Raw genomic sequence first — 18,815 nt, 5'->3', positions numbered from 1 at the left:
TTAAATCGGGAAGTGACGGAAGGAAAATGAAAGATATCGTCATCGTTGGAGGAGGAGGCCACGCGAAAGTCGTGATCTCGATCCTTAAAAAATCAGGCGGATTCAATATCGCCGGATATGTCGACCCGGAAGGCAGAGGCGATCTGCTCGGCATTCCGTACCTCGGCGATGACAGTTCTCTCGGTGGGCTGATAGGCTCATCGCGAGCAACGGAAGCGGCGATAGGGCTTGGACAGATCGGTGGCAGCGAAAAACGCCGCGAACTCGTATCTCTCCTCATCGATCTCGGATATTCCTTCCCGCCGATCATCTCTCCCGACGCGGTGATCAACGAGCAAGTCGATATCGGTGGGGGTACGGTAGTGATGGATGGCGCTGTCATAAACACATGCACCTCGATAGGGAGGTTCTCGATAATCAATACGAGAGCTTCCGTCGACCATGATTGTCAAATTGGCGATTTCGTCCATATCGCGCCAGGCGTTACGGTAAACGGCGGAGTGAGGATAGGAGACGACACGCTGATAGGCGCGGGCTCGACTGTTCTTCAGTATCTGAAGATCGGGCGGGCGTGCATGATAGGGATGAATTCAATGATAGCAAACGACTGTGAAGATTTCAGTAAATGGCTCAGCAGACCTGCGAGGAAAATAAAATGAAAGATATCCTCTTTATCGCTGCCCACCCCGACGACGAGACTCTCGGTTGCGGCGGGACTATCCTGAGAAATCGATCGGATGGAGACGCGACACACTGGCTGATCGTGACAAATATGGATGAAAGATACGGATGGGAGAAATCAGTCATCTCGGCGCGGCAGGATGAGATCGAAAAAGTCTCAAAAAGCTATGGCTTTAAAAGCGTGACAAAACTCGATTATCCCACCGTGCGTCTCGACACGTTGCCTCTGAGCGATATAACTGCCTCTATCTCGAAAGTCATGGCTGACATTGAACCGTCTGTCGTTTACATCCCGAACAGGTCTGATATCCATACCGATCATCAGATAGTCTTCCAGGCGTCGATTAGCTGCATGAAAAATTTCAGGGCTCCCTTTATCAAAAAGATCCTGATGTACGAGACTCTTTCCGAAACGGAATTTGCTCCGCCTCTGCCGGGAAATGTATTTTCCCCCAACCTCTTTGTCGATATCTCCGATCAAATCGAAAAGAAGATCGAGATCATGAAGATCTACTCTTCCGAGGTCATGGATGCCCCGTTTCCCAGAAGCCCCGAGGCAATCAGGGCGCAGGCCGCGTCCAGGGGGTCGAGGATCGGCAGAGAATACGCCGAAGCGTTCGTCATCCTCGAGGAAATCATATGATCGTAAGCATCCATCAACCGAGCTACTGGCCATGGCTCGGTCTACTGGATAAAATATCCAGGTCTGACAGGTTTATCGTCCTTGATAACGTCGAAGCAAACAAATCGGCTTACCAGTATAGAAACATCTTCTACTGCAACGGAAAAGAGAAGTTTATCACCCTTCCCGTCGATTACAGGATGGGGACGAGGATAAACGAGCTCGCTTTTAAAAACGACGACTGGGCAAAAGACCATCTCGCCAGGTTCAGGAATTACTACCTTAAAACCCCTTTTTTCAGGGAAATATTCCCCTTGGTCGAAACTCTCTACAGCGCTGGCTACGACAGGCCCGTTGACCTTATCTTCGCGACGATGGATTTCTCCTTCAAGATCCTTGAGATAGAGACGGAGATATTATTTTCCTCGGCCCTCGATGGAAAAGGAAGCAAGGCGGAGATCGTCCTCGATCTCCTCAGGAAAAGCGGAGCCACGATCTACCTCTCCGGAAAAGGCGCCCTCGACTACTTCACGGACCATGATACTTCCGAATTCAAAAGGAACGGGATCGATATCACCTGGCAGGATTTTAACCATCCCGTTTACGAGCAGTTCCCGTCATCCCCCTTTATTGCGGGACTTGGTTGTCTAGACCTCTTTTTCTTCCATGGTGTAGACCGCTCAAAAAAAATATTTCACGAAAGGTGATAAATTGATTCGAACAAGGAGAGTCCGATAATGCCTTCGAATATTTTCAGAGACCTCCCTGAAATGGAGACTGAAAGGCTGCTTCTTCGCAAGTTGAAAGTCAGTGACGCTGAAGACCTTTTTATATTCACTTCCCAACCGCAGGTAAGCGAATTTCTTACCTGGCAGCCTCACAGATCGGTAGAGGACACAAGAGCCTTCCTGGAAACAGTGATCGAGAAATATGAGAATAACCAGGCAAGCCAATGGGGCCTTTATCACAAGAAAGACCGGCTGGTGATCGGGACAGCGGGATTTGTAAAATACGATCCGGCAAACAGGAAGGCTGAAATCGCCAATGTCCTCTCTTGCTACTACTGGAGACAGGGCCTTATGTTCGAAGCGATGGAAAAAGTTTTAAGATACGGATTTGAAGTGATGGAGTTGAACAGGATCGAGGGGATGATAATCCCGGGCAACCTGGCTTCAGAAGCGAACGCGAAAAAGATGGGGCTCAAGTACGAGGGGATAATAAGGGATTACGCCTTCGTGAAAGGAAAATTCATGGATTTTGCCAGCGTTTCGCTCCTGAGAAAAGAGTACTATGGGGAAGAATGACCCGAGGGAGACAGGGGCGGAAAAGATCATAAATATCGATATCATTGTCGCCGTATTCAATGAAGAGGCCGAGATCCCTGAATTTATAAAATCTGTCAGAGGCCTGCGTCTCCCTGAAAGAGTCAATATCGGAATAATATTCATAGAGGACAGCAGCACCGATGGCACAGTCGGGCTCCTTTCCAGGATATCCTCCGGCGATCGATCGATACGGTACTACGCGATGAAAAAAGGCTACGGCCAGGGAGCCGCTGTCGCTTTCGGACTCTCAAAATCGAATGCCGACGCGATGATCATGATGGATGTCGATGGCGAGCATCCTGTAGATCTTATCCCGTTGATGATTGAACGCTTCATCGCCGGGAGCCGGATAGTCCAGGCAGTCCGGAAGAAAAGGGTGGCGGATGTAAGGTACAGGGAAGCGGGATCACGGTTCTTCACAACAGTCACTTCCCTTCTGACAGGAGTCGACCTTGAGAAACAGAACGTATATTTCCGGCTGGTCGCTGGAAACGTCAGGGACGAATTGATCAGAAACAGGCGTTGGCCGTATTTCATGCGGATATCCGACAGGCTTCTTAAGAAATACCAGGCGGAAAGGATACCGTTCGACATCAGGTTCAAGGAGGGGCGAGTCAGCAGTTATGGATTTCTCAGGCTTGCCGGACTGGCTGTCAGCGGAGTCCTCTCGATAATCCCCGTACCGAGGTTTCTGATCCTCGTGTCAGTCCTTTTTCTCGCCGGAGCTGCTGTGCTGGTAAAAGGTCTTTACTATCCCGCGCCGATCCTGATCGGCGGCGCAATCTACCTGATTTACAGATTTATCTCGCTTTCGAGGACCAACCTGCTTGGGAAATTCGAGGTGGCAAGTTCGAGTGATGGAGGCCCGGAAGAGTAATAAAGGCATCTTTCGGTAGCCTTTGAGATTGACTCGACCCGTAAGGCATCCTAATATCGTTGACGATCGCTGAATTATGGTAACAGAACAGGAATAGGTCTCTTATCGGAGGAAAGATGGAAGCTGGGAACAATAGCGGAAATGGAAGTTCGGATATACTGACTATCTCCGGAGCCCAAAAGATCTCCGGAACAGTTAGGATAAGCGGGGCCAAGAATTCAGCGACAAGGCTTATCGCCGCCGCCATGCTGACTGACAGGCAGGTTAGAATCAGTAATTTCCCCTCTTCCCTGGAAGATGTAAAAAACAAACTCTCCATCATGGAAAAACTCGGCGTTACGATCGAGCTCGGTCCCGAGGAAGTCCGTATCGAGGCGTCCCGGATAGGCAACGAACTCGACGACTATTCGACTTCGATACGAACGACGTATCTTCTCGCCGCCGGGCAGCTTCGCCATAACAGGATCGCTCGCATCCCCTATCCTTCCGGCTGCGCCATAGGCGAAAGAAAATTTGATCTGCATATCATGCTCTGGAAATCAATGGGATGTGTGGTAAGGGAAAGGGAATCGTTCATAGAGATAGAGTCGGACCATCTCAAGGGATCGGATATCTCATTTCCCTTCCCCACGATCGGAGGAACGGAAAACGCTCTTCTCTGCGGCGTCCTCGCGAGCGGCAGGACAAGAGTCTTCAATGCCTATATCTCCCCCGAAGTCTTCGACCTGATCCAGATGCTACGATCGATGGGCGCGAAGATAAAGGTGAAGGGGAATACGTTCATAGAGATCGACGGAGTCGAACTCCTTAACGGGACTTCATACAGGGTGATACCGGACAGGATCGAGGCGGTATCCTGGATCGTGGCGGCGGCCGTGACCCGTGGAGAGCTTATAATCCAGGACGTCCCTTTCTCTTTTATGGAAGTACCGATGATCCATTTCCGCGATATCGGCATAAACTCTTATACCAGCGGCGACGCCCTCTATATCAATCACCATGACTTTCACGAACACTATATCAATCCGTTCGAAGTCGCCTGCGGAGTCCACCCGGGAGTAATATCGGATATGCAGCCGTTCTTCACCGTCCTGGCCACCCAGGCAGAGGGCAACAGCAGAATAATCGATTACAGGTACCCGGAAAGATTTGTCTATGTCAGTGAGATGGAAAAACTTGGCGGAACCTTCGATCTGAAGAAGGGCGAAGTGAAAATGAGAGGCCCTATAAGGTTCAAAGGGACTGAAGTTTCTGCGCCTGATCTCAGGGGAGGAGCGGCACTGATGATAACAGCGCTTATCGCTGAAGGAAAAACGACAATCAACGGTTATAGCACGATACGCCGGGGGTATAACAATCTCGCCGATAAATTCGACTCTATGAATATCAGGTATTCAATATCATAAAAAAGAATGCCGGGGTGATAGATTTGTCGCGGATGAGAAAATACCTCTTTCTTCTTCTTTTCCTCTCTTCGGTGACTCTCCTGCTGGAGACTCCCGCCTTTATAAGGATACCATCGGCGTTCCTTCAGATATTCCTGCTTCCTGGAACGGTTCTCCTGCACCTTCTCTGGGACAGGAAAAGGCCTTTTCTGGACGATATCATGATCCCCCCGATGCTCTCGCCTATCGCCCTGGCTTTCCTCGTATATATATTGTACCAGGTGACCGGATCGCTCCAGACGGCTCTGATAGCTTCACTTCTCACTTTCTACGCTCTTCTGGCGGCAATATTTATCTTCAGCGCAAAGGGCCCGGAAAATTCCAACGGACAATATCAGACCGGCAGCAGAGAAATAATGATTATTTCTTTCGCCTTCGCGTCGGTCATCTTCGTTCCGTACCTCTTCAATCATTTCCTCCTGGAAAGATCTGACGCCTGGATGCACGCGTCGATCGTTAACGAGATCATCTTCAGGGGGCTCCCTCCCCTTGAACCCCTCCTTCCAGACGTCAGCATAAGATATATGTGGTTCTATCATCTCTTTCAGGCCTCGTGGACAGTGCTTTCGCGCCTGCAGGTCTTTACAGCCATGGGCGTATCGAATATAGTCTTCGCCTTTATCTTTCCGTACCTCGTCTTTCGCGTGACCTCCCTCTTTACGTCAAGAAAAAGAGACCTTGTTTTTACTCCCCTCTTCTCCGCCGCCGGGTTGCAGGCTCCATCGTGGATCCTTTTTCCAGTTTCAATGGTAAGGGCGCTCACCGGGGAAGTAAGGGGAATGGCGGAAATATCGAGATGGCTGGGAAATATGGAACTTAACGGACACCAGGTGATGTTCTTTCTCAAACCTGACTATACCTATCATGTAAGCATGCTGGATAAATTCTATACTACCACGACATTCAACTACGCGACCGATCTTTTCCTGCTTGTCTTTTTTCTCGCCTGCGCCTGGAAGATGCTGGAAAGACCGCAGGTAAGACGGGTTGTATTGATATTTATCCTCCTTTTCGGAACTTTTATATTTCACGTCGTCACGGGGGTCGTACTAATAATGACGCTCTGTGGAGCTTCCCTTTATATATACCTCAAAGACCGGATTGCGGGAGAGGGAAAACGTAAATTCCTCAATTCACTGATCGTCCCCGCTCTCGCCATCGGCGCGGGAATAGCCGGCGCTCCATATTTTCTTTCTCTGACCGGCGGCTCTAGCGGTGACAGCGGATCGATTTCGGATTATTTCCATATAGGAATAGTGCCGCTGCTGACGATCATCTGCCCCGTTATCATCCTCTTTCCCTTCATGAAAAGATCCTTAAAGGAGCTTTTTTCGCGCGGGGAGACCGATTGGATGATCCTCGCCGGATCGATCGTCACCCTCGCGCTGACGAGCATCTTTATCGATCTTCCCGGCGAGGTCGAGGGTAAATTTGTTTTTATCCTTTTTCTTCTCCTCATACTCCCGGTAAGCTGGCAGATCATCGATTCCATTCATAATGCCAGCGGGAAAAAACGCGCCATTCTGGTCGCGGTGATCCTGTTTCTTTTTTCTGTTCCATTCGCGATGACTGTGAGGGGATTCGTCCTTGACCGGCCAAAAGGGATAGAGACAAAAAGGTTCTACATCACCGACGGGCAGAGAGAGCTTTTTCAATGGATCAAGGATTCCACCGATATCAACTCGGTATTTATCGAAAATAACATATATGGCCTGATGCCTGTCCTTGGAGAAAGGCATCAATTCGCCCTGCCGGAGAATTTTCTTCTTATCCAGGGGTATGGTGGAGAGAAGATCCTAAGGTATGGCAGGATCAGAGACCGGCTTTTCTCCGAAAGGACCCTGCTTCCAGACGATATCGAAGCAATGCGGATGACGGGAAGGGATATTTATCTCGTCATCTGGCAGGAAGATATCTCTGAAAATCCCGGCCTGATCGAATCAATACGATCTCAGCCGGAAAGATACACCGAACTTTTCACCAATGCCGCGGGGACTGTCTTTCATATTGAAATTCAATGACCCGGATATGGAAAGGAAGATGTCATGTCGATTGTCACGGAAAAGATAGCTCAGGCGAAAAAGATCCTTGCCGAAAACAAGATAGATCTCTGGCTCACATTTGCCCGTGAGACCGAAGTATCTCCCGATCCTGTCCTCGATCTCATTCTCGGGGCGAACTGCACGTGGCAGTCAGCCTTTATCATTCCTGCTGAAGGCGAACCTGTCGCCCTGGTAGGCAGCCTCGACATGGCGCGGATCGAGGAGGTCGGCGGCTACAAGGTTATCGGTTATAAACAGGGTATAGGAGAATCACTGTTAGGTGAGCTTGACAGATTCTCCCCGTCGAGCATCGCGATAAATTTCTCGAAAAACGACCTGATGTCGGACGGTCTTTCTCACGGCATGTACCTTATCCTCACGGAATATCTTAAAGACACTCCGTACGCCGGCATGCTGACCAGTTCTGAAAAGCTTGTGTCCAGGCTCCGCGGCAGAAAGAGCCCCGAAGAGATCAGAAGAATAAAAAAGAACGTCGACCTCACGCTTGACATATTCGGCCGCGTGACGGAAATGATAAAACCTGGAATGACCGAGAAAGAAGTCGCCGCCTTCATCCTTGGCGAAGTCGAGCGCGAAGGAGTGGAGACCTCCTGGGAAAGAGAGCAGTGTCCTTCCGTTTTCACGGGACCTGAATCGGCCGGCGCCCATGCCGGGCCTACCGACAGAAAGATCGAGAAAGGGCACGTACTGAATATAGATTTCGGCACGAGAAGCGAAAGTTACTGCTCGGATCTTCAGAGGACATGGTATTTTCTCCGCGACTCCGAGACAGCGGCCCCCGTCGAAGTCATAGAGCCTTTCAATACGATACGTGATTCGATCGCTCTCGCCGCCGAAAAGATCAGGCCGGGGATGGAAGGAAGAGAGATAGACACGATCGCGCGTGGATATATCACCGACCGGGGTTTCGATGAATTTCCCCACGCCCTGGGGCACCAGGTAGGACAGGCGACTCACGACGGAGCGGGCCTGTTGTGCCCCGAATGGGAGCGCTACGGCGATCTCCCATATCTGAAGATCGAGGAGAACCAGGTATATACTCTCGAACCGAGGATCAATATCCCGGGATACGGAGTCGCCACGATGGAGGAGATCATCGTCGTCCGCCCCGGCGGAGGCGAATTTCTCTCTGATCCACAGAGAGAGATCATATTGATTTAAAGCCGGCCCGCTCTATGGAAAACGGATGATCCTATACCCGGGTATCAATCTTGCTTGGACCGCTGTTATGAACAGATTTGACAATATCGACGACAGGAAAAAACCCTCTTTGAAGGGAAGGATCAGGAATCTCCCTTTCTCCAGAGTGAGAGACGCGATCTTCGTTATCGTCATAGGACTTATTGCTGGAAGCCAGATAGCCGCTCCGAATAAAAGGATGATCCAGGCTGTTGTCGGAGTTGTCCTTGTCTCTGTCCTCTGGTCGTTCTCGACCTTTCACGCCCTCGTCTTTATGGCTGTCATGTACCCTTTCCCTTTCTCGATAGCCATCGGGAACTCGAATCTTGTCTTCACAGTCATCATATTCCTTATATTCATGGTAAGGGTATCTGCGAAGATCGAACGGTTTCGCTCTGACAGGCAGTTCAACCTGCCGGTACTTCTGATAATGGCGTCGTACCTCCTCTCGTTCTACAGCCTCGATACTTCGGCCCGGGCTTACCAGGCGGCGGCGTATCATACGGCAAACGTCGGGGGAGCTATTCTCCTCTTCTATCTGGTCATCAACTTTCTCGACGACGAGAAAAAACTCCGCACGATGGCAAGGGTGATGGTCATCACCGCTGCCCTTGTTGTAACATTCACACTGATCGAGACGCTCTTTCCCGGGCGGACGATCGTGCCGATGTGGTTGTATACAAGCCACCGGACACATCTTATTATGAAAGATATAAGGATGGGAGGGGCCTTCCATGATTTCGAACTGAACGCCGAGTTCTTCGCGATCAACGTCCCGGTGATCTTCTTGATGCTGGTGAGGGAAAAACGCCTCGCCTCAAAGATCATCTACGCGGCAATATTAATATTCGACCTCGGGATGATGTTTACGACCATCACAAGGGGAGCATTCTTTACCCTCTTCTTCGGATATACATACATGGCGTTCATCTTCAGGAAGGACCTTAACTTCGTAAAGCTGGTGACAATGACGATCACGGTGGTCGCGCTGATAGTTGTCCTTGAGACAGTCGTGGCTAGATATACCGTATCAGGATCCCTGTTTAAAAGAGTCTTTGCCACAAGCTTCGAGGGTGGACTTCCGAGTAACAGGGCTGCCGCCTGGACGTCATCATTTGAACGGGCGATGAGAAGCCCGATAATAGGACACGGCCCTTTCTGGGATACCGAAAAGAAGGGATCGGATTTCCTCCTCTTTCCCCACAACCTTTATCTGTATATTTTAAATATAACCGGTCTGGTAGGTCTTCTCTCTTTCCTCTTCTTCATATTCAGGTTGATGAAAGCGTCGATGATAAGGTTCAAGGCCTCAATAGTTTCATCTCCATTCCCCGACGCGTTCAGCAAGGTCCTTCACGTGATGCTGGTGATGTTCCTCTTCGACCAGATAAAGATCGAATACCTGAGGAACTATATATATATCTATTTCGTCTGGCTTCTCTTCGGAATAATCGTCGCGGCAAAGAATATCATTGTCGAGAAAGAAAAGGAGCAGGCTCTCGCCGCTCCTTCACCGTGATAATGACCCGTCTGCCGGTTTAAATCACTTTATAAGATAGTTGCCGTTTCTGATCACGGTCTTTCCTCCGGCGACCAGCGTCACCTTCTGGACAAGAGCGTCGAAGTGCCATTTGCTCCTGTTCCTGCCAAGGCCGTAGCTGTCTCCGATCGCGAAATGTACCGTTCCGAAAGCTTTCTCTGCTTCGAGCATATTCCTGCATATCTTCGCGCCGCGGTTCGTTCCGATCCCGAACTCTCCTATCATGCGGCCGGTCATATCCTTGCCGATCCCCTTGACTATCTCGGTCACGCCCTTCCCGCTGAAACCGACAAGTCTTCCCTTTTCGAAGACCATCGTCCCGCGGCCGACCTTGTCGTCGATCAGGCTTATCGCCAGCTTGCCGGTGAACGTCTCCTCGACCGGACAGGTAAAACATTCTCCGGCCGGAAGGTTTCCGTGACTTCCCTCTTTGCTTATATCACCGTTATCGTTCTTCCACTCCCTGCCTTTTACGCTGAAACTGATATCAGTCCCCAGTGAATTGGTGACGCGCACCTCCGTTTTATCTTTAAGTATCTTCATGACCTTTCTCGTCAACGCGTCCATCTTCTTAAAATCGATATTGATAAGGCGCTCCATCATGTCGACGGTTATTCCCGGCATCATGCAGATCCGACCCTTTTTCATGCCGTTGACTACCATGTATCCCCTGAACGGTTTCTCCTCCACTCTCGCGTCGAGCATATAGAGGGAGACGTCGGCTTTTTTCATCATCCCCTTGAATATCGCCGTAGGTTCAGTTATCGGCCTTAACGTCTCGGTCATCAGGTAAGTCGTGACCTCGGCTCCCTTTTTCTTTCCCCAGAAAGCGAGAGCTTCAGCTATCTTCATCTTCTGCCTGTCGGTGATCAGGAGGAGGTTTTCGCCCTTCCTTACTTTCATCGCGTCATAGACAGCCTTTTTAGCGGCGCTTGTGAGTTTATCCATCTTTCCCATCTCCTTTTTCAAGAACATCTGACCACGAACCTCTTCAGGATACCGCATCGGGGTTTTTAAAGGCAAGAGATGACTCGGTTGTAAATGAAGAGAATAATGTGATACAATCAACTTTCATCTTGGAAGACCCGGCTCTACCGGCACTTCTTTCGGAAAAACGATATGCACGATAAAAAAAGATCGCTGTCAAGGTTCGCTGTCGAATATTTTGCGGGGGCCGTTTTAATCTTGTTTTATTTCCTGATCGTCACCCCCTTCGCCCTTCTGGGAAGATTGATCGGAACAGACCTCCTTATGCTGAAAAGATTCAAGGCGGGAAAAGATTCCGTGATGACCGGGAAGAAGATGCGTATTGGAAAAAACGACCTTGCCAGGCCATATTGAAGTGGAAAGGGCGCGATGAGTTCTGACACTATCCTCGGCATTTCGGCTTACTACCATGACAGCGCCGCGGCGATCATTGACGGCGGAAATATCTTCGCCGCCCAGGAGGAAAGATATACGAGGGTAAAACACGATCGTTCATTTCCCAGCCGGGCGATAAGATCACTCCTGAAAGAATCGGGGATCTCTCCCGGTGATCTGAGCTATATCTCTTTTTACGAAAAACCGCTGAAAAAATTCGATCGTCTGATAAAGACTCATCTTGCTTTAGCCCCGGCGGGATCAAACGCGTTCCTCTCCTCCATGTCCGTCTGGGCAAGGGAAAAACTTTTTCTGAAAAATACCATTAAAAGAGAGCTCGCCACGCTTGGGATATCCGGGATACCTCTCCTCTTTCCTGAACACCATCTTTCTCACGCGGCCAGCGCCTTCTATCCTTCTCCTTTCGAGGAAGCGGCCATACTCACCATCGACGGAGTCGGAGAGTGGACCACTACGGCGATCTGGCATGGTAACAACAAAGATCTTACGCTGATCAGGGAACTCCGGTTTCCCCACTCCGTGGGGCTCTTTTATTCGGCGGTGACTTCATACGCCGGGTTCAGGGTCAACAGCGGTGAATACAAGCTGATGGGACTCGCTCCCTTTGGCGATCCTGATGGAGAACGCGTGGGCAGGTTCAGGAAATCGTTTCTCGAGCAAGTCATTGATATCAGGGAGGATGGTTCGATACTGCTTAATATTGAATATTTCGATTTCCTCACCGGATCGGGGATGACTGACGACCGGAAATGGACAGACCTTTTCGGCATACCCCGGCGACCGCCGGATTCACCGGTAGACCAGGCATATATCGATATCGCCCTTGCAGCCCAGCAGATCACCGAGGATATCCTTTTCAGGCTCGCCCGGTCGGCGAAAGATCTTACTGGAAGCGACAACCTCGCCCTCGCCGGAGGAGTCGCGCTGAACAGCTCCGCTAACGGAAAACTGCTTAAAAAAAGGATTTTTGAGAATATCTGGATCCAGCCCGCCGCGGGAGATGCCGGAGGCGCCCTTGGAGCAGCTTTCGCGGGGTGGCATACGCAGATGGATAAATCGAGGATAATCGACGGCAGAGCCGATTCGATGAACGGAGCCTGTCTCGGCCCCGCGTTCTCTGCTGATGAGATAGGGATCATGATAAAAAAGTACCGGGCTCCGTTCAGACACTTCGACGATTTTGACGAACTGGCGAGAGAAACGGCATCGTTGATAGCTGATGATAAGATAATCGGATGGTTCCAGGGACGGATGGAATTCGGACCGAGAGCTCTTGGCAACAGAAGCATCCTCGCTGACGCCAGAAATCCCGCCATGCAGAAAAGAATGAACGCGGTCGTAAAACGGCGGGAAGCTTTCAGACCGTTCGCTCCATCGGTACTTGAAGAAGATATCGAAAAGTATTTCGATCTGGACAGGCCATCACCGTATATGCTCTTCGTGGTGCCTGTCATCGAAGGAAGGCTCATTCAGAACCACGGCGCTGATCTTTCCATTCCTCTCCAGGAAAGGATCGATACCGTCCGCTCGGACATACCGGCAGTGACCCATATCGATGGCTCTGCTAGGATACAGAGCGTCAGAAGAGAAGATCACCCCCGCTTCTGGACCCTGATCGATCAGTTTAAACAAATGACCGGCTATGGAATCGTCCTCAACACGAGCTTCAATGTGCGGGGTGAACCGATCGTCTGCACCCCGGATGACGCCTACAGGTGTTTCATAAGCGCAGGGATCGATTACCTTGTCGTGGGAGATTACCTTTTCGACAAGCGCCTGCAGGGGGACCCTCCGGCAGACAACACCTCGCGTGAGGAAAGGATCGGCGCGAAAGACCTCGCGGACCACCGTTGATTGAATTTTTTAACGGTGGGGATATTGATTTCCCGTGTCATTCCGGTTAATATCTCTTCAGCAGAAGAGGAGCATATGTTCATTAAAAAAGAAGACCTGATAATCCAGAGACCCAATCCATCTCTGAACGTCAATAAAAGACAGGTAGAATACGACCGAAGATATATTCAGTACAGAAAAGATCTCGACCGCTTCCACGTTGAGATCGAAATGATCATGAGGCTCCTCGAAGTGAGGAAAGGCCAGAGGATAATCAATATAGGCGGAGGTGTCGGGTTTACGCTTTACGAGGTGGCTGGTTTCGGAACGGAATGTTTCAATGTCGACATCTGCCCGGGAGATCCGAAGTTCGTTCATGAAATGGCGAAACATTACGGACTTGACATAAAATCCATGCAGGGCGATTCCTGCGCCCTTCCGTTCGGCGATGAGACGTTCGACAGTATCTATTCAAAAGATGTCTTCGAACATATCTGGGATTTTGAAAAAGGGATGAACGAACAGATCAGGGTATTGAAAAAAGGCGGACACCTTCTTATTCTTGTGGGAAACCTGATCAATCCCAAGACCTTTTATCGGATGTTTGTAAAACGATTTATAGAGACGAGAGGAAAAGCCGGCGGTTTGAGATGGCTCCTTACCAAACACAAGGCTGTCTTTGACTTCGGTATAGGATGGCACGGAAAAGATGAGGACTTCAAGACGACCTTCTGGTGGAAGAGAAAGATGAGACAGTTCCCCGAACTTCAGACTCTGCTGATAACGACTACCCGCGCACACGCGAGACCGGACAGGCTGATCAACAGGATCTTCAGGCCTTTTATCGGAGGGATAATCATCCTGGCAAAGAAAAAGGAGCAATGATGCCGACGTACCATTACGCTTGTGAAAAATGCGAGCATGAATTCGAGATCGACCAGAAGATATCGGACGCGCCCAGGAAGCGGTGCCCGAAATGCCGCGGGCCTGTTTACCGGGTAATCCATCCCGTTGGTCATATTTTGAAAGGATCGGGATTTTACAGGACAGATTACCGGGATGAAGATTATGGGAAGAAAGAACTCGCCGAAAAAAAATCCGATCCGCCTGTCAGTGAGAAGAAGGACAAAAAGAAGACAAAGAAAGCGAAGACTCCTTCGGCAGATTGACTTATTCTGCCCCGTCGACCGGCCGGTCATGCCTGAAGGCCGCTTTCAATCTGAAATGAGACGGCCCCCGCGCCTGGCGCGGAGGCCGTTCCTTGATTCCCCGCGAATCTATCGCCGGAAAGATGATCTCCCCTGCCGGTTATCAACCTTTAAGGGTCATCTCTATGATTTCGACAGCTTTTGACAGCTCCGCCTCATTCACGTTGAGGGGCGGACGGAAACGGACTGTCCTCGGGCCGCATTTGAGAGCGATCATACCGTTTTCCATCGCCTTGTTGACGAAATCGTTCCTGCTTTTCCCGTCCGGGCAGTCAAAAGCGCAGAAAAGGCCCAGTCCCCTGACATTCGATATCTTGTCAGGATGACGCTGCTGGATATCTCCCAGAGATTTCTGGAATATCTCTCCCATCTTCGCCGCGTTATCGACGAGTCCCTCTTCTTCTATCACTTCGAAGATCTTCATTGCTCTTTTCATATCGACAAGGTTACCGCCCCATGTCGAGTTGATCCGGCTCGATACCTTGAATACCGAATCGACCTCATTGATGCGATTGCTCGCCGCGATGCCGCAGACCTGGGTCTTCTTTCCGAAACAGATGATATCCGGCTTGACATCGTAATTCTGATGGGCCCACATCTTTCCCGTCATTCCGACACCGGTCTGGACTTCGTCGAAGATCAATATTACCTCGCGTTCATCGGCGATCTTTCGCAGCTGGTGGAAGAACTCCTTGCGGAAATGGTTGTCTCCTCCCTCGCCCTGGATCGGCTCTATTATAATCGACGCGATATCATCGGGATTATCAGCAATCGCCTTCTCGATCGCATCTACAGCTCTTTTTTCAGCCGCTTCTATCTCGGCGAGATGGTCCTTCACGGGAAATATGACCTTCGGGTTCTCGATCCGTGGCCAGTTGAATTTCGGATAATAATTGACCTTTGTCGGATCAGTATTGGTGAGGGACATCGTGTACCCGGTGCGTCCATGGAAAGCCTCTTTGAAATGGATGACCTGGTGGCCCTTCTCCTCCTTGATCCCCTTCTCGAAGTTCTTTCTTACCTTCCAGTCGAAGGCGGCTTTAAGAGCGTTTTCAACGGCCAGAGCGCCGCCGCTTATGAAGAAGAGGTTGGGCAGATAGTCGGGGATCGCGATGCGATGAAATGTATCGACGAATTCAGCCATCTCCTGCGTATAGAGATCGGAATTCGAGACTTTGTTCACAGCGGTAATCGCAAGTTCTTTGAGAAAATCGTCGGTAGTAAGGGCGGGATGGTTATATCCGAGCGCGCTGGAAGCGAAAAAGGTGAAGAAATCGAGGTATTCCTTTCCCGTGGCCGCGTCGTGGAGCCATGTGCCGTGACTTTTCTCAAGATCAAGTACAAATGGATACCCGTCTACAAGCATACTTTTCTTAAGAGTCTTGTGAACATCCTTCGCTGCGATCTTCGACTTTCCCATAGACACCTCTCAATCATAATTCATATAAGGACAAAGACTTATAACACTAATCGGCAATCAATCACCGCGCCATTAATATATCAGCTTTACTGGATATTTTCAATCTGTTTTCCTGAAAATTTTCAGGAAAAACAGAAAGCTCAGAGATAAAAAAACCGGGTCTGCCCCTGCGGCTGCAGTACAGGGTCCGACCCGGACGGAAAAGAGAAATGGAGAAGTAATGGGACAGTTATCCTTTACATTCTCCTTTTCCCTGGTGAGGTGATTACCACTTCACGCTCCCGCAAAAAATATATGACCGGCCTAGTTCTGCCGGAACCTCTCCCTCCTGTCTTCAGGCCAGAATTTGTTGACCTTGACCAGCTTTGAATCTTCGTCGAAAATAAACTCTTTTCCTATCTCGTAATAGGTCCAGTGCTCAAGGACCTTTCCGTATCCATTCACGCGCAGGCGATGGACTGGATATCCATATGTGTTATATGTGGTTAATTTATCGGCAGTCAGCTTCGAACTCAGGAGACTGTGGCGTAGATATCTGCGGCCCTTTTTCCCCCGATAAACCGCAGCAGCATCAGCTGCTGAGGCTATAAACGATGCAAGTGCCAAGAACAGGATCAAACGTTTTAACATCGTCCTCACCCTTTCCTGATGTGTATCCAAATGTTGCTGTACTTGCGACCTTGCTGTGGTTTATTATATCATACATCGCCCTGTCATTTCAAGTGACTGCGTAAAATTTCTTTTTCTTCCGAAAGGTTTCCGGTAGTGCCTGATAATTCCTCCAGACCTCTGCTGCCTGTTGCTGCTGTAAGAGGATTGATGGTACTTCTCTTTGTCATCTGGTCGAATTCTTTTACGGCGATAAGGCACCTCAGGGAGATATTTTCAGCGAGCGAACTGGTCCTGGCGAGATTTCTTCCATTTGCCCTGTTTATAATCGTCTATCTGTCAACCAGTTCCGCGAGGCGAAGAGAGTCGGTCCGCGCCCTGAAGAACTCCTTTCTCAAACTGATTCTGATGGGTCTGACGGGAGTCGCCGGTTACAATTATTTCCTCTATACCGGTCAGGCGGAGATCAAACCGGGTGCGGCCGCTCTTATCACGACCCTCGCTCCTCTTTTTACTCTGATACTGGCCGTGATCTTTCTCAGGGAAAAAGTGACCCTGAAAACGGTGCTGGGCATTATCATCGCGTTCGCCGGGCTTTATATCGTGATCGATTACGGAAAGATCGGGATGGGAGCTGTTACCGGTATCTTGCGCGCCGACCTGCGTTACGCGCTGATCACGGCTCTTGCTCCTCTATGCTGGTCCATTTACACTATAATAAGCAAGAGCCTGGCGGAAAAAAGTTCTCCCTTTACGATCACCTGCCTTTCATCCCTCATAGGCACCCTTCCGTTTCTTGTTCTTCTCGACTCTGATTTTCTCGAGAAGATCGCTTTAATGGAGGTGTCGCACTGGATCGCCCTTGCCTACCTTACTCTTCTCTGCACTCTCGCGGGTTTCTGGATATGGAATTTCGCCCTTACCCGCCTGAGCGCTACTTCAGTCTCATCATTTATTTATCTCAACCCGCCTCTGGCGGCGCTGTCGGGATACTTCTTTTTCGATGAAGAGGTCACGATACTCTTTGCCGCGGGTAGCCTGGTACTCCTTGCCGGATTGTACCTCTCCCAGACCGGACAGCGGATCAGGAAGACCGTCGCTTCCGGACAAAAGCGATAGTGAAGAGAGAGAGTTTTTCCCTTGAATCCTGGGTCCCTATGAAAATCCTTGCCAGCAGAAGATAATTTAGGGTAGGTTGTTCCTTAAAATATATCTTTCTGACGATAAGCCTGAATAGACGTATTCTCGGGAGGAATCGATTTTGATACCAGATAACAACGCAGAAGCACGCGGTCTCTGGAGTTCCAGATTCGGTTTTATCCTCGCGGCGGCAGGTTCGGCGATCGGGTTGGGGAATATATGGAGATTCCCATATACGACCGGCGAAAATGGCGGCGGGGCCTTTCTCATTCTCTACCTTATATGTATTGTTCTTCTCGGGTTACCGATCATGGTCGCCGAACTGACGATCGGTAGATTCAGCCGCCGCAACCCTGTCGGAGCATTCGAGACTATCCGGCCGGGAAGTCCCTGGAAACTGATCGGATACATGGGTGTAATAACCGGACTATGTATTCTTTCGTACTATTCCGTCCTTGCTGGCTATACAGTCGGATATATTGGAAAATCCCTTTCAGGAAACAGTTCTACCTACGAGGCTTTCACGTCGAATCCCTTTGTTTCCATACCGCTCTTTATCGCTTTCATAGTCATTACGGTGCTTGTCGTCCACGGAGGGGTAAAAAACGGGATAGAAAGATGGGCAAAGATACTGATGCCGACCCTTCTGGTGCTGATGATAATCCTTATTATCAGATCGGTCACCCTGGAAGGGGCGGGAAAAGGCCTCGCTTTTTACTTCAGGCCGGATTTCAGCAAGGTAACGGGCAATACCGTCCTGGCTGCCCTTGGACAGGCCTTCTTTTCACTCTCTCTCGGTATGGGAGCTATGATCACGTACGGAAGTTACCTCAACAGGGAAGACAACCTCGTCATATCAGGATGCTACGTCGTCTTCTTCGACACGCTTATAGCGGTCATGGCTGGTCTTCTGATCTTTCCCGCGATATTCGCCATGAATATGAGCCCGGACGCGGGACCGGGACTGGTCTTCAAGGTCCTGCCCGAGATATTCGGACTGATCCCCGGCGGCAGGCTGGTGGGAGCGTTCTTTTTCATTCTCCTTTCGATCGCCGCTCTGACCTCGACGATCTCGCTTCTTGAGGTCGTGACATCATACCTGGTAGATGAAAAACACTGGCTCCGGCGTAATGTCGTATGGGTGGTCGCCGCCGCGACATTCGTCCTGGGCCTCCCTTCTGTCCTCTCGCAGGAAGGAATGGTTCCCTGGCTGGTCGATCTCCCCGGACTGGGAACATCATTTCTCGGGTTTATGGACTGGTTATTCGGCAACATAATGCTTGGTGTGGGAGCTCTGTTCATCGCGGTCTTTACAGGCTGGGTATGGAAGAGGGAGTCATCGTCAAGGGAGCTCAGGCTGGGGTATCCGGGATTCGACCGGATCGCTCCTGTCCTCTTTTTCCTGCTGAGATTCTTTTGCCCCGTGGTTATCCTTATCGTACTCATTTTCATATTTAAAAAAGGGGCATGAGAGTAAAAATCTTCAATGT

Annotated in this window: 18 protein-coding genes; 15 read left to right on the top strand and 3 right to left on the bottom strand. The window is 50.1% G+C overall.

All coding sequences use genetic code 11. The features are described 5' to 3' along the window. Positions 1–26 precede the first annotated feature (26 nt). The 9 genes from JW814_02210 to JW814_02170 all read left to right on the top strand — a co-directional run bounded on the left by JW814_02210 (position 27) and on the right by JW814_02170 (position 9,711). A complete protein-coding gene (locus tag JW814_02210) occupies positions 27–659 on the top strand; it encodes an acetyltransferase (GenBank protein ID MBN2070243.1) in 633 nt (210 codons plus the stop codon). Next, positions 656–1,324: a PIG-L family deacetylase gene (locus JW814_02205; GenBank protein MBN2070242.1), complete on the top strand. Its 669-nt coding sequence runs from the start codon at positions 656–658 to the stop codon at positions 1,322–1,324. Before JW814_02210 ends, JW814_02205 begins: the two co-directional genes overlap by 4 nt. After that, on the top strand, positions 1,321–2,010 hold the full coding sequence (locus JW814_02200) for a WbqC family protein (protein ID MBN2070241.1): 690 nt from the start codon (positions 1,321–1,323) through the stop codon (positions 2,008–2,010). Before JW814_02205 ends, JW814_02200 begins: the two co-directional genes overlap by 4 nt. Positions 2,011–2,040: 30 nt before the next feature. Continuing rightward, positions 2,041–2,607 carry a GNAT family N-acetyltransferase gene (locus tag JW814_02195; protein ID MBN2070240.1) on the top strand — a complete coding sequence of 189 codons (567 nt, stop codon included), beginning with the start codon at positions 2,041–2,043 and terminating at the stop codon, positions 2,605–2,607. Beyond that, complete coding sequence (locus JW814_02190) at positions 2,594–3,505, top strand: glycosyltransferase (protein ID MBN2070239.1); 912 nt, start codon at positions 2,594–2,596, stop codon at positions 3,503–3,505. The genes JW814_02195 and JW814_02190 overlap by 14 nt, the downstream gene beginning before the upstream one ends. 116 nt (positions 3,506–3,621) lie before the next feature. Beyond that, entirely contained in the window at positions 3,622–4,911 is a 1,290-nt protein-coding gene (locus JW814_02185) for a UDP-N-acetylglucosamine 1-carboxyvinyltransferase (protein ID MBN2070238.1), read from the top strand. A 23-nt stretch (positions 4,912–4,934) separates the two neighbouring features. Beyond that, positions 4,935–6,971 carry a hypothetical protein gene (locus JW814_02180; protein MBN2070237.1) on the top strand — a complete coding sequence of 679 codons (2,037 nt, stop codon included), beginning with the start codon at positions 4,935–4,937 and terminating at the stop codon, positions 6,969–6,971. 24 nt (positions 6,972–6,995) lie between these two features. Beyond that, positions 6,996–8,174, top strand: a complete 1,179-nt coding sequence (locus JW814_02175) for an aminopeptidase P family protein (protein MBN2070236.1) — start codon at positions 6,996–6,998, stop codon at positions 8,172–8,174. Positions 8,175–8,241: 67 nt separating this feature from the next. Continuing rightward, on the top strand, positions 8,242–9,711 hold the full coding sequence (locus tag JW814_02170; GenBank protein ID MBN2070235.1) for an O-antigen ligase family protein: 1,470 nt from the start codon (positions 8,242–8,244) through the stop codon (positions 9,709–9,711). A gap of 24 nt (positions 9,712–9,735) precedes the next feature. Here the strand turns inward: JW814_02170 and JW814_02165 are convergent, their stop codons facing one another. Then, positions 9,736–10,680, bottom strand: coding sequence for an aminopeptidase (locus JW814_02165; GenBank protein ID MBN2070234.1), 945 nt, complete (start codon positions 10,678–10,680; stop codon positions 9,736–9,738). Positions 10,681–10,851: 171 nt separating this feature from the next. Here JW814_02165 and JW814_02160 point away from each other — a divergent pair, with 171 nt between their 5' ends. The 4 genes from JW814_02160 (at position 10,852) to JW814_02145 (ending at position 14,117) form a co-directional block, all read left to right on the top strand. Continuing rightward, positions 10,852–11,073, top strand: a complete 222-nt coding sequence (locus tag JW814_02160; protein ID MBN2070233.1) for a hypothetical protein — start codon at positions 10,852–10,854, stop codon at positions 11,071–11,073. A 15-nt stretch (positions 11,074–11,088) separates the two neighbouring features. After that, positions 11,089–12,969 carry a carbamoyltransferase gene (locus JW814_02155; protein ID MBN2070232.1) on the top strand — a complete coding sequence of 627 codons (1,881 nt, stop codon included), beginning with the start codon at positions 11,089–11,091 and terminating at the stop codon, positions 12,967–12,969. A 75-nt stretch (positions 12,970–13,044) separates the two neighbouring features. Beyond that, positions 13,045–13,833 (top strand): class I SAM-dependent methyltransferase, encoded by a 789-nt coding sequence (locus JW814_02150; protein ID MBN2070231.1) that lies wholly within the window; start codon positions 13,045–13,047, stop codon positions 13,831–13,833. Then, positions 13,833–14,117, top strand: coding sequence for a hypothetical protein (locus JW814_02145; protein ID MBN2070230.1), 285 nt, complete (start codon positions 13,833–13,835; stop codon positions 14,115–14,117). Before JW814_02150 ends, JW814_02145 begins: the two co-directional genes overlap by 1 nt. Positions 14,118–14,259: 142 nt before the next feature. Here the strand turns inward: JW814_02145 and JW814_02140 are convergent, their stop codons facing one another. Both JW814_02140 and JW814_02135 read right to left on the bottom strand, forming a co-directional pair. Beyond that, positions 14,260–15,576, bottom strand: a complete 1,317-nt coding sequence (locus JW814_02140) for an L-lysine 6-transaminase (protein MBN2070229.1) — start codon at positions 15,574–15,576, stop codon at positions 14,260–14,262. A gap of 303 nt (positions 15,577–15,879) precedes the next feature. Next, entirely contained in the window at positions 15,880–16,206 is a 327-nt protein-coding gene (locus JW814_02135; GenBank protein MBN2070228.1) for a hypothetical protein, read from the bottom strand. A gap of 189 nt (positions 16,207–16,395) precedes the next feature. Between JW814_02135 and JW814_02130 the strand changes: the two genes are divergently transcribed. Together JW814_02130 and JW814_02125 are read left to right on the top strand one after the other, a co-directional pair. Beyond that, positions 16,396–17,304, top strand: coding sequence for a DMT family transporter (locus JW814_02130; GenBank protein ID MBN2070227.1), 909 nt, complete (start codon positions 16,396–16,398; stop codon positions 17,302–17,304). 145 nt (positions 17,305–17,449) lie between these two features. Further along, positions 17,450–18,796 carry a sodium-dependent transporter gene (locus tag JW814_02125; protein ID MBN2070226.1) on the top strand — a complete coding sequence of 449 codons (1,347 nt, stop codon included), beginning with the start codon at positions 17,450–17,452 and terminating at the stop codon, positions 18,794–18,796. Positions 18,797–18,815 lie beyond the last annotated feature (19 nt).

The sequence above is a fragment of the Candidatus Krumholzibacteriota bacterium genome (assembly GCA_016932415.1).
Lineage (GTDB): Bacteria > Krumholzibacteriota > Krumholzibacteriia > Krumholzibacteriales > Krumholzibacteriaceae > Krumholzibacterium.
The sequence above is the reverse complement of the archived record's forward strand: the minus strand, read 5'-3'. Positions and strand labels throughout refer to the sequence as shown.

What these genes read in the sequence shown, in the direction of transcription:
- JW814_02145 (MBN2070230.1), top strand. Translation starts at nt 13,833, where the DNA reads ATGCCGACGTACCATTACGCTTGTGAAAAATGCGAGCATGAATTCGAG.
- JW814_02160 (MBN2070233.1), top strand. Translation starts at nt 10,852, where the DNA reads ATGCACGATAAAAAAAGATCGCTGTCAAGGTTCGCTGTCGAATATTTT.
- JW814_02165 (MBN2070234.1), bottom strand. Translation starts at nt 10,680, where the DNA reads ATGGATAAACTCACAAGCGCCGCTAAAAAGGCTGTCTATGACGCGATG.
- JW814_02185 (MBN2070238.1), top strand. Translation starts at nt 3,622, where the DNA reads ATGGAAGCTGGGAACAATAGCGGAAATGGAAGTTCGGATATACTGACT.
- JW814_02200 (MBN2070241.1), top strand. Translation starts at nt 1,321, where the DNA reads ATGATCGTAAGCATCCATCAACCGAGCTACTGGCCATGGCTCGGTCTA.
- JW814_02190 (MBN2070239.1), top strand. Translation starts at nt 2,594, where the DNA reads ATGGGGAAGAATGACCCGAGGGAGACAGGGGCGGAAAAGATCATAAAT.
- JW814_02175 (MBN2070236.1), top strand. Translation starts at nt 6,996, where the DNA reads ATGTCGATTGTCACGGAAAAGATAGCTCAGGCGAAAAAGATCCTTGCC.
- JW814_02210 (MBN2070243.1), top strand. Translation starts at nt 27, where the DNA reads ATGAAAGATATCGTCATCGTTGGAGGAGGAGGCCACGCGAAAGTCGTG.
- JW814_02150 (MBN2070231.1), top strand. Translation starts at nt 13,045, where the DNA reads ATGTTCATTAAAAAAGAAGACCTGATAATCCAGAGACCCAATCCATCT.
- JW814_02155 (MBN2070232.1), top strand. Translation starts at nt 11,089, where the DNA reads ATGAGTTCTGACACTATCCTCGGCATTTCGGCTTACTACCATGACAGC.
- JW814_02170 (MBN2070235.1), top strand. Translation starts at nt 8,242, where the DNA reads ATGAACAGATTTGACAATATCGACGACAGGAAAAAACCCTCTTTGAAG.
- JW814_02205 (MBN2070242.1), top strand. Translation starts at nt 656, where the DNA reads ATGAAAGATATCCTCTTTATCGCTGCCCACCCCGACGACGAGACTCTC.
- JW814_02130 (MBN2070227.1), top strand. Translation starts at nt 16,396, where the DNA reads ATGGTACTTCTCTTTGTCATCTGGTCGAATTCTTTTACGGCGATAAGG.
- JW814_02140 (MBN2070229.1), bottom strand. Translation starts at nt 15,576, where the DNA reads ATGGGAAAGTCGAAGATCGCAGCGAAGGATGTTCACAAGACTCTTAAG.
- JW814_02135 (MBN2070228.1), bottom strand. Translation starts at nt 16,206, where the DNA reads ATGTTAAAACGTTTGATCCTGTTCTTGGCACTTGCATCGTTTATAGCC.
- JW814_02195 (MBN2070240.1), top strand. Translation starts at nt 2,041, where the DNA reads ATGCCTTCGAATATTTTCAGAGACCTCCCTGAAATGGAGACTGAAAGG.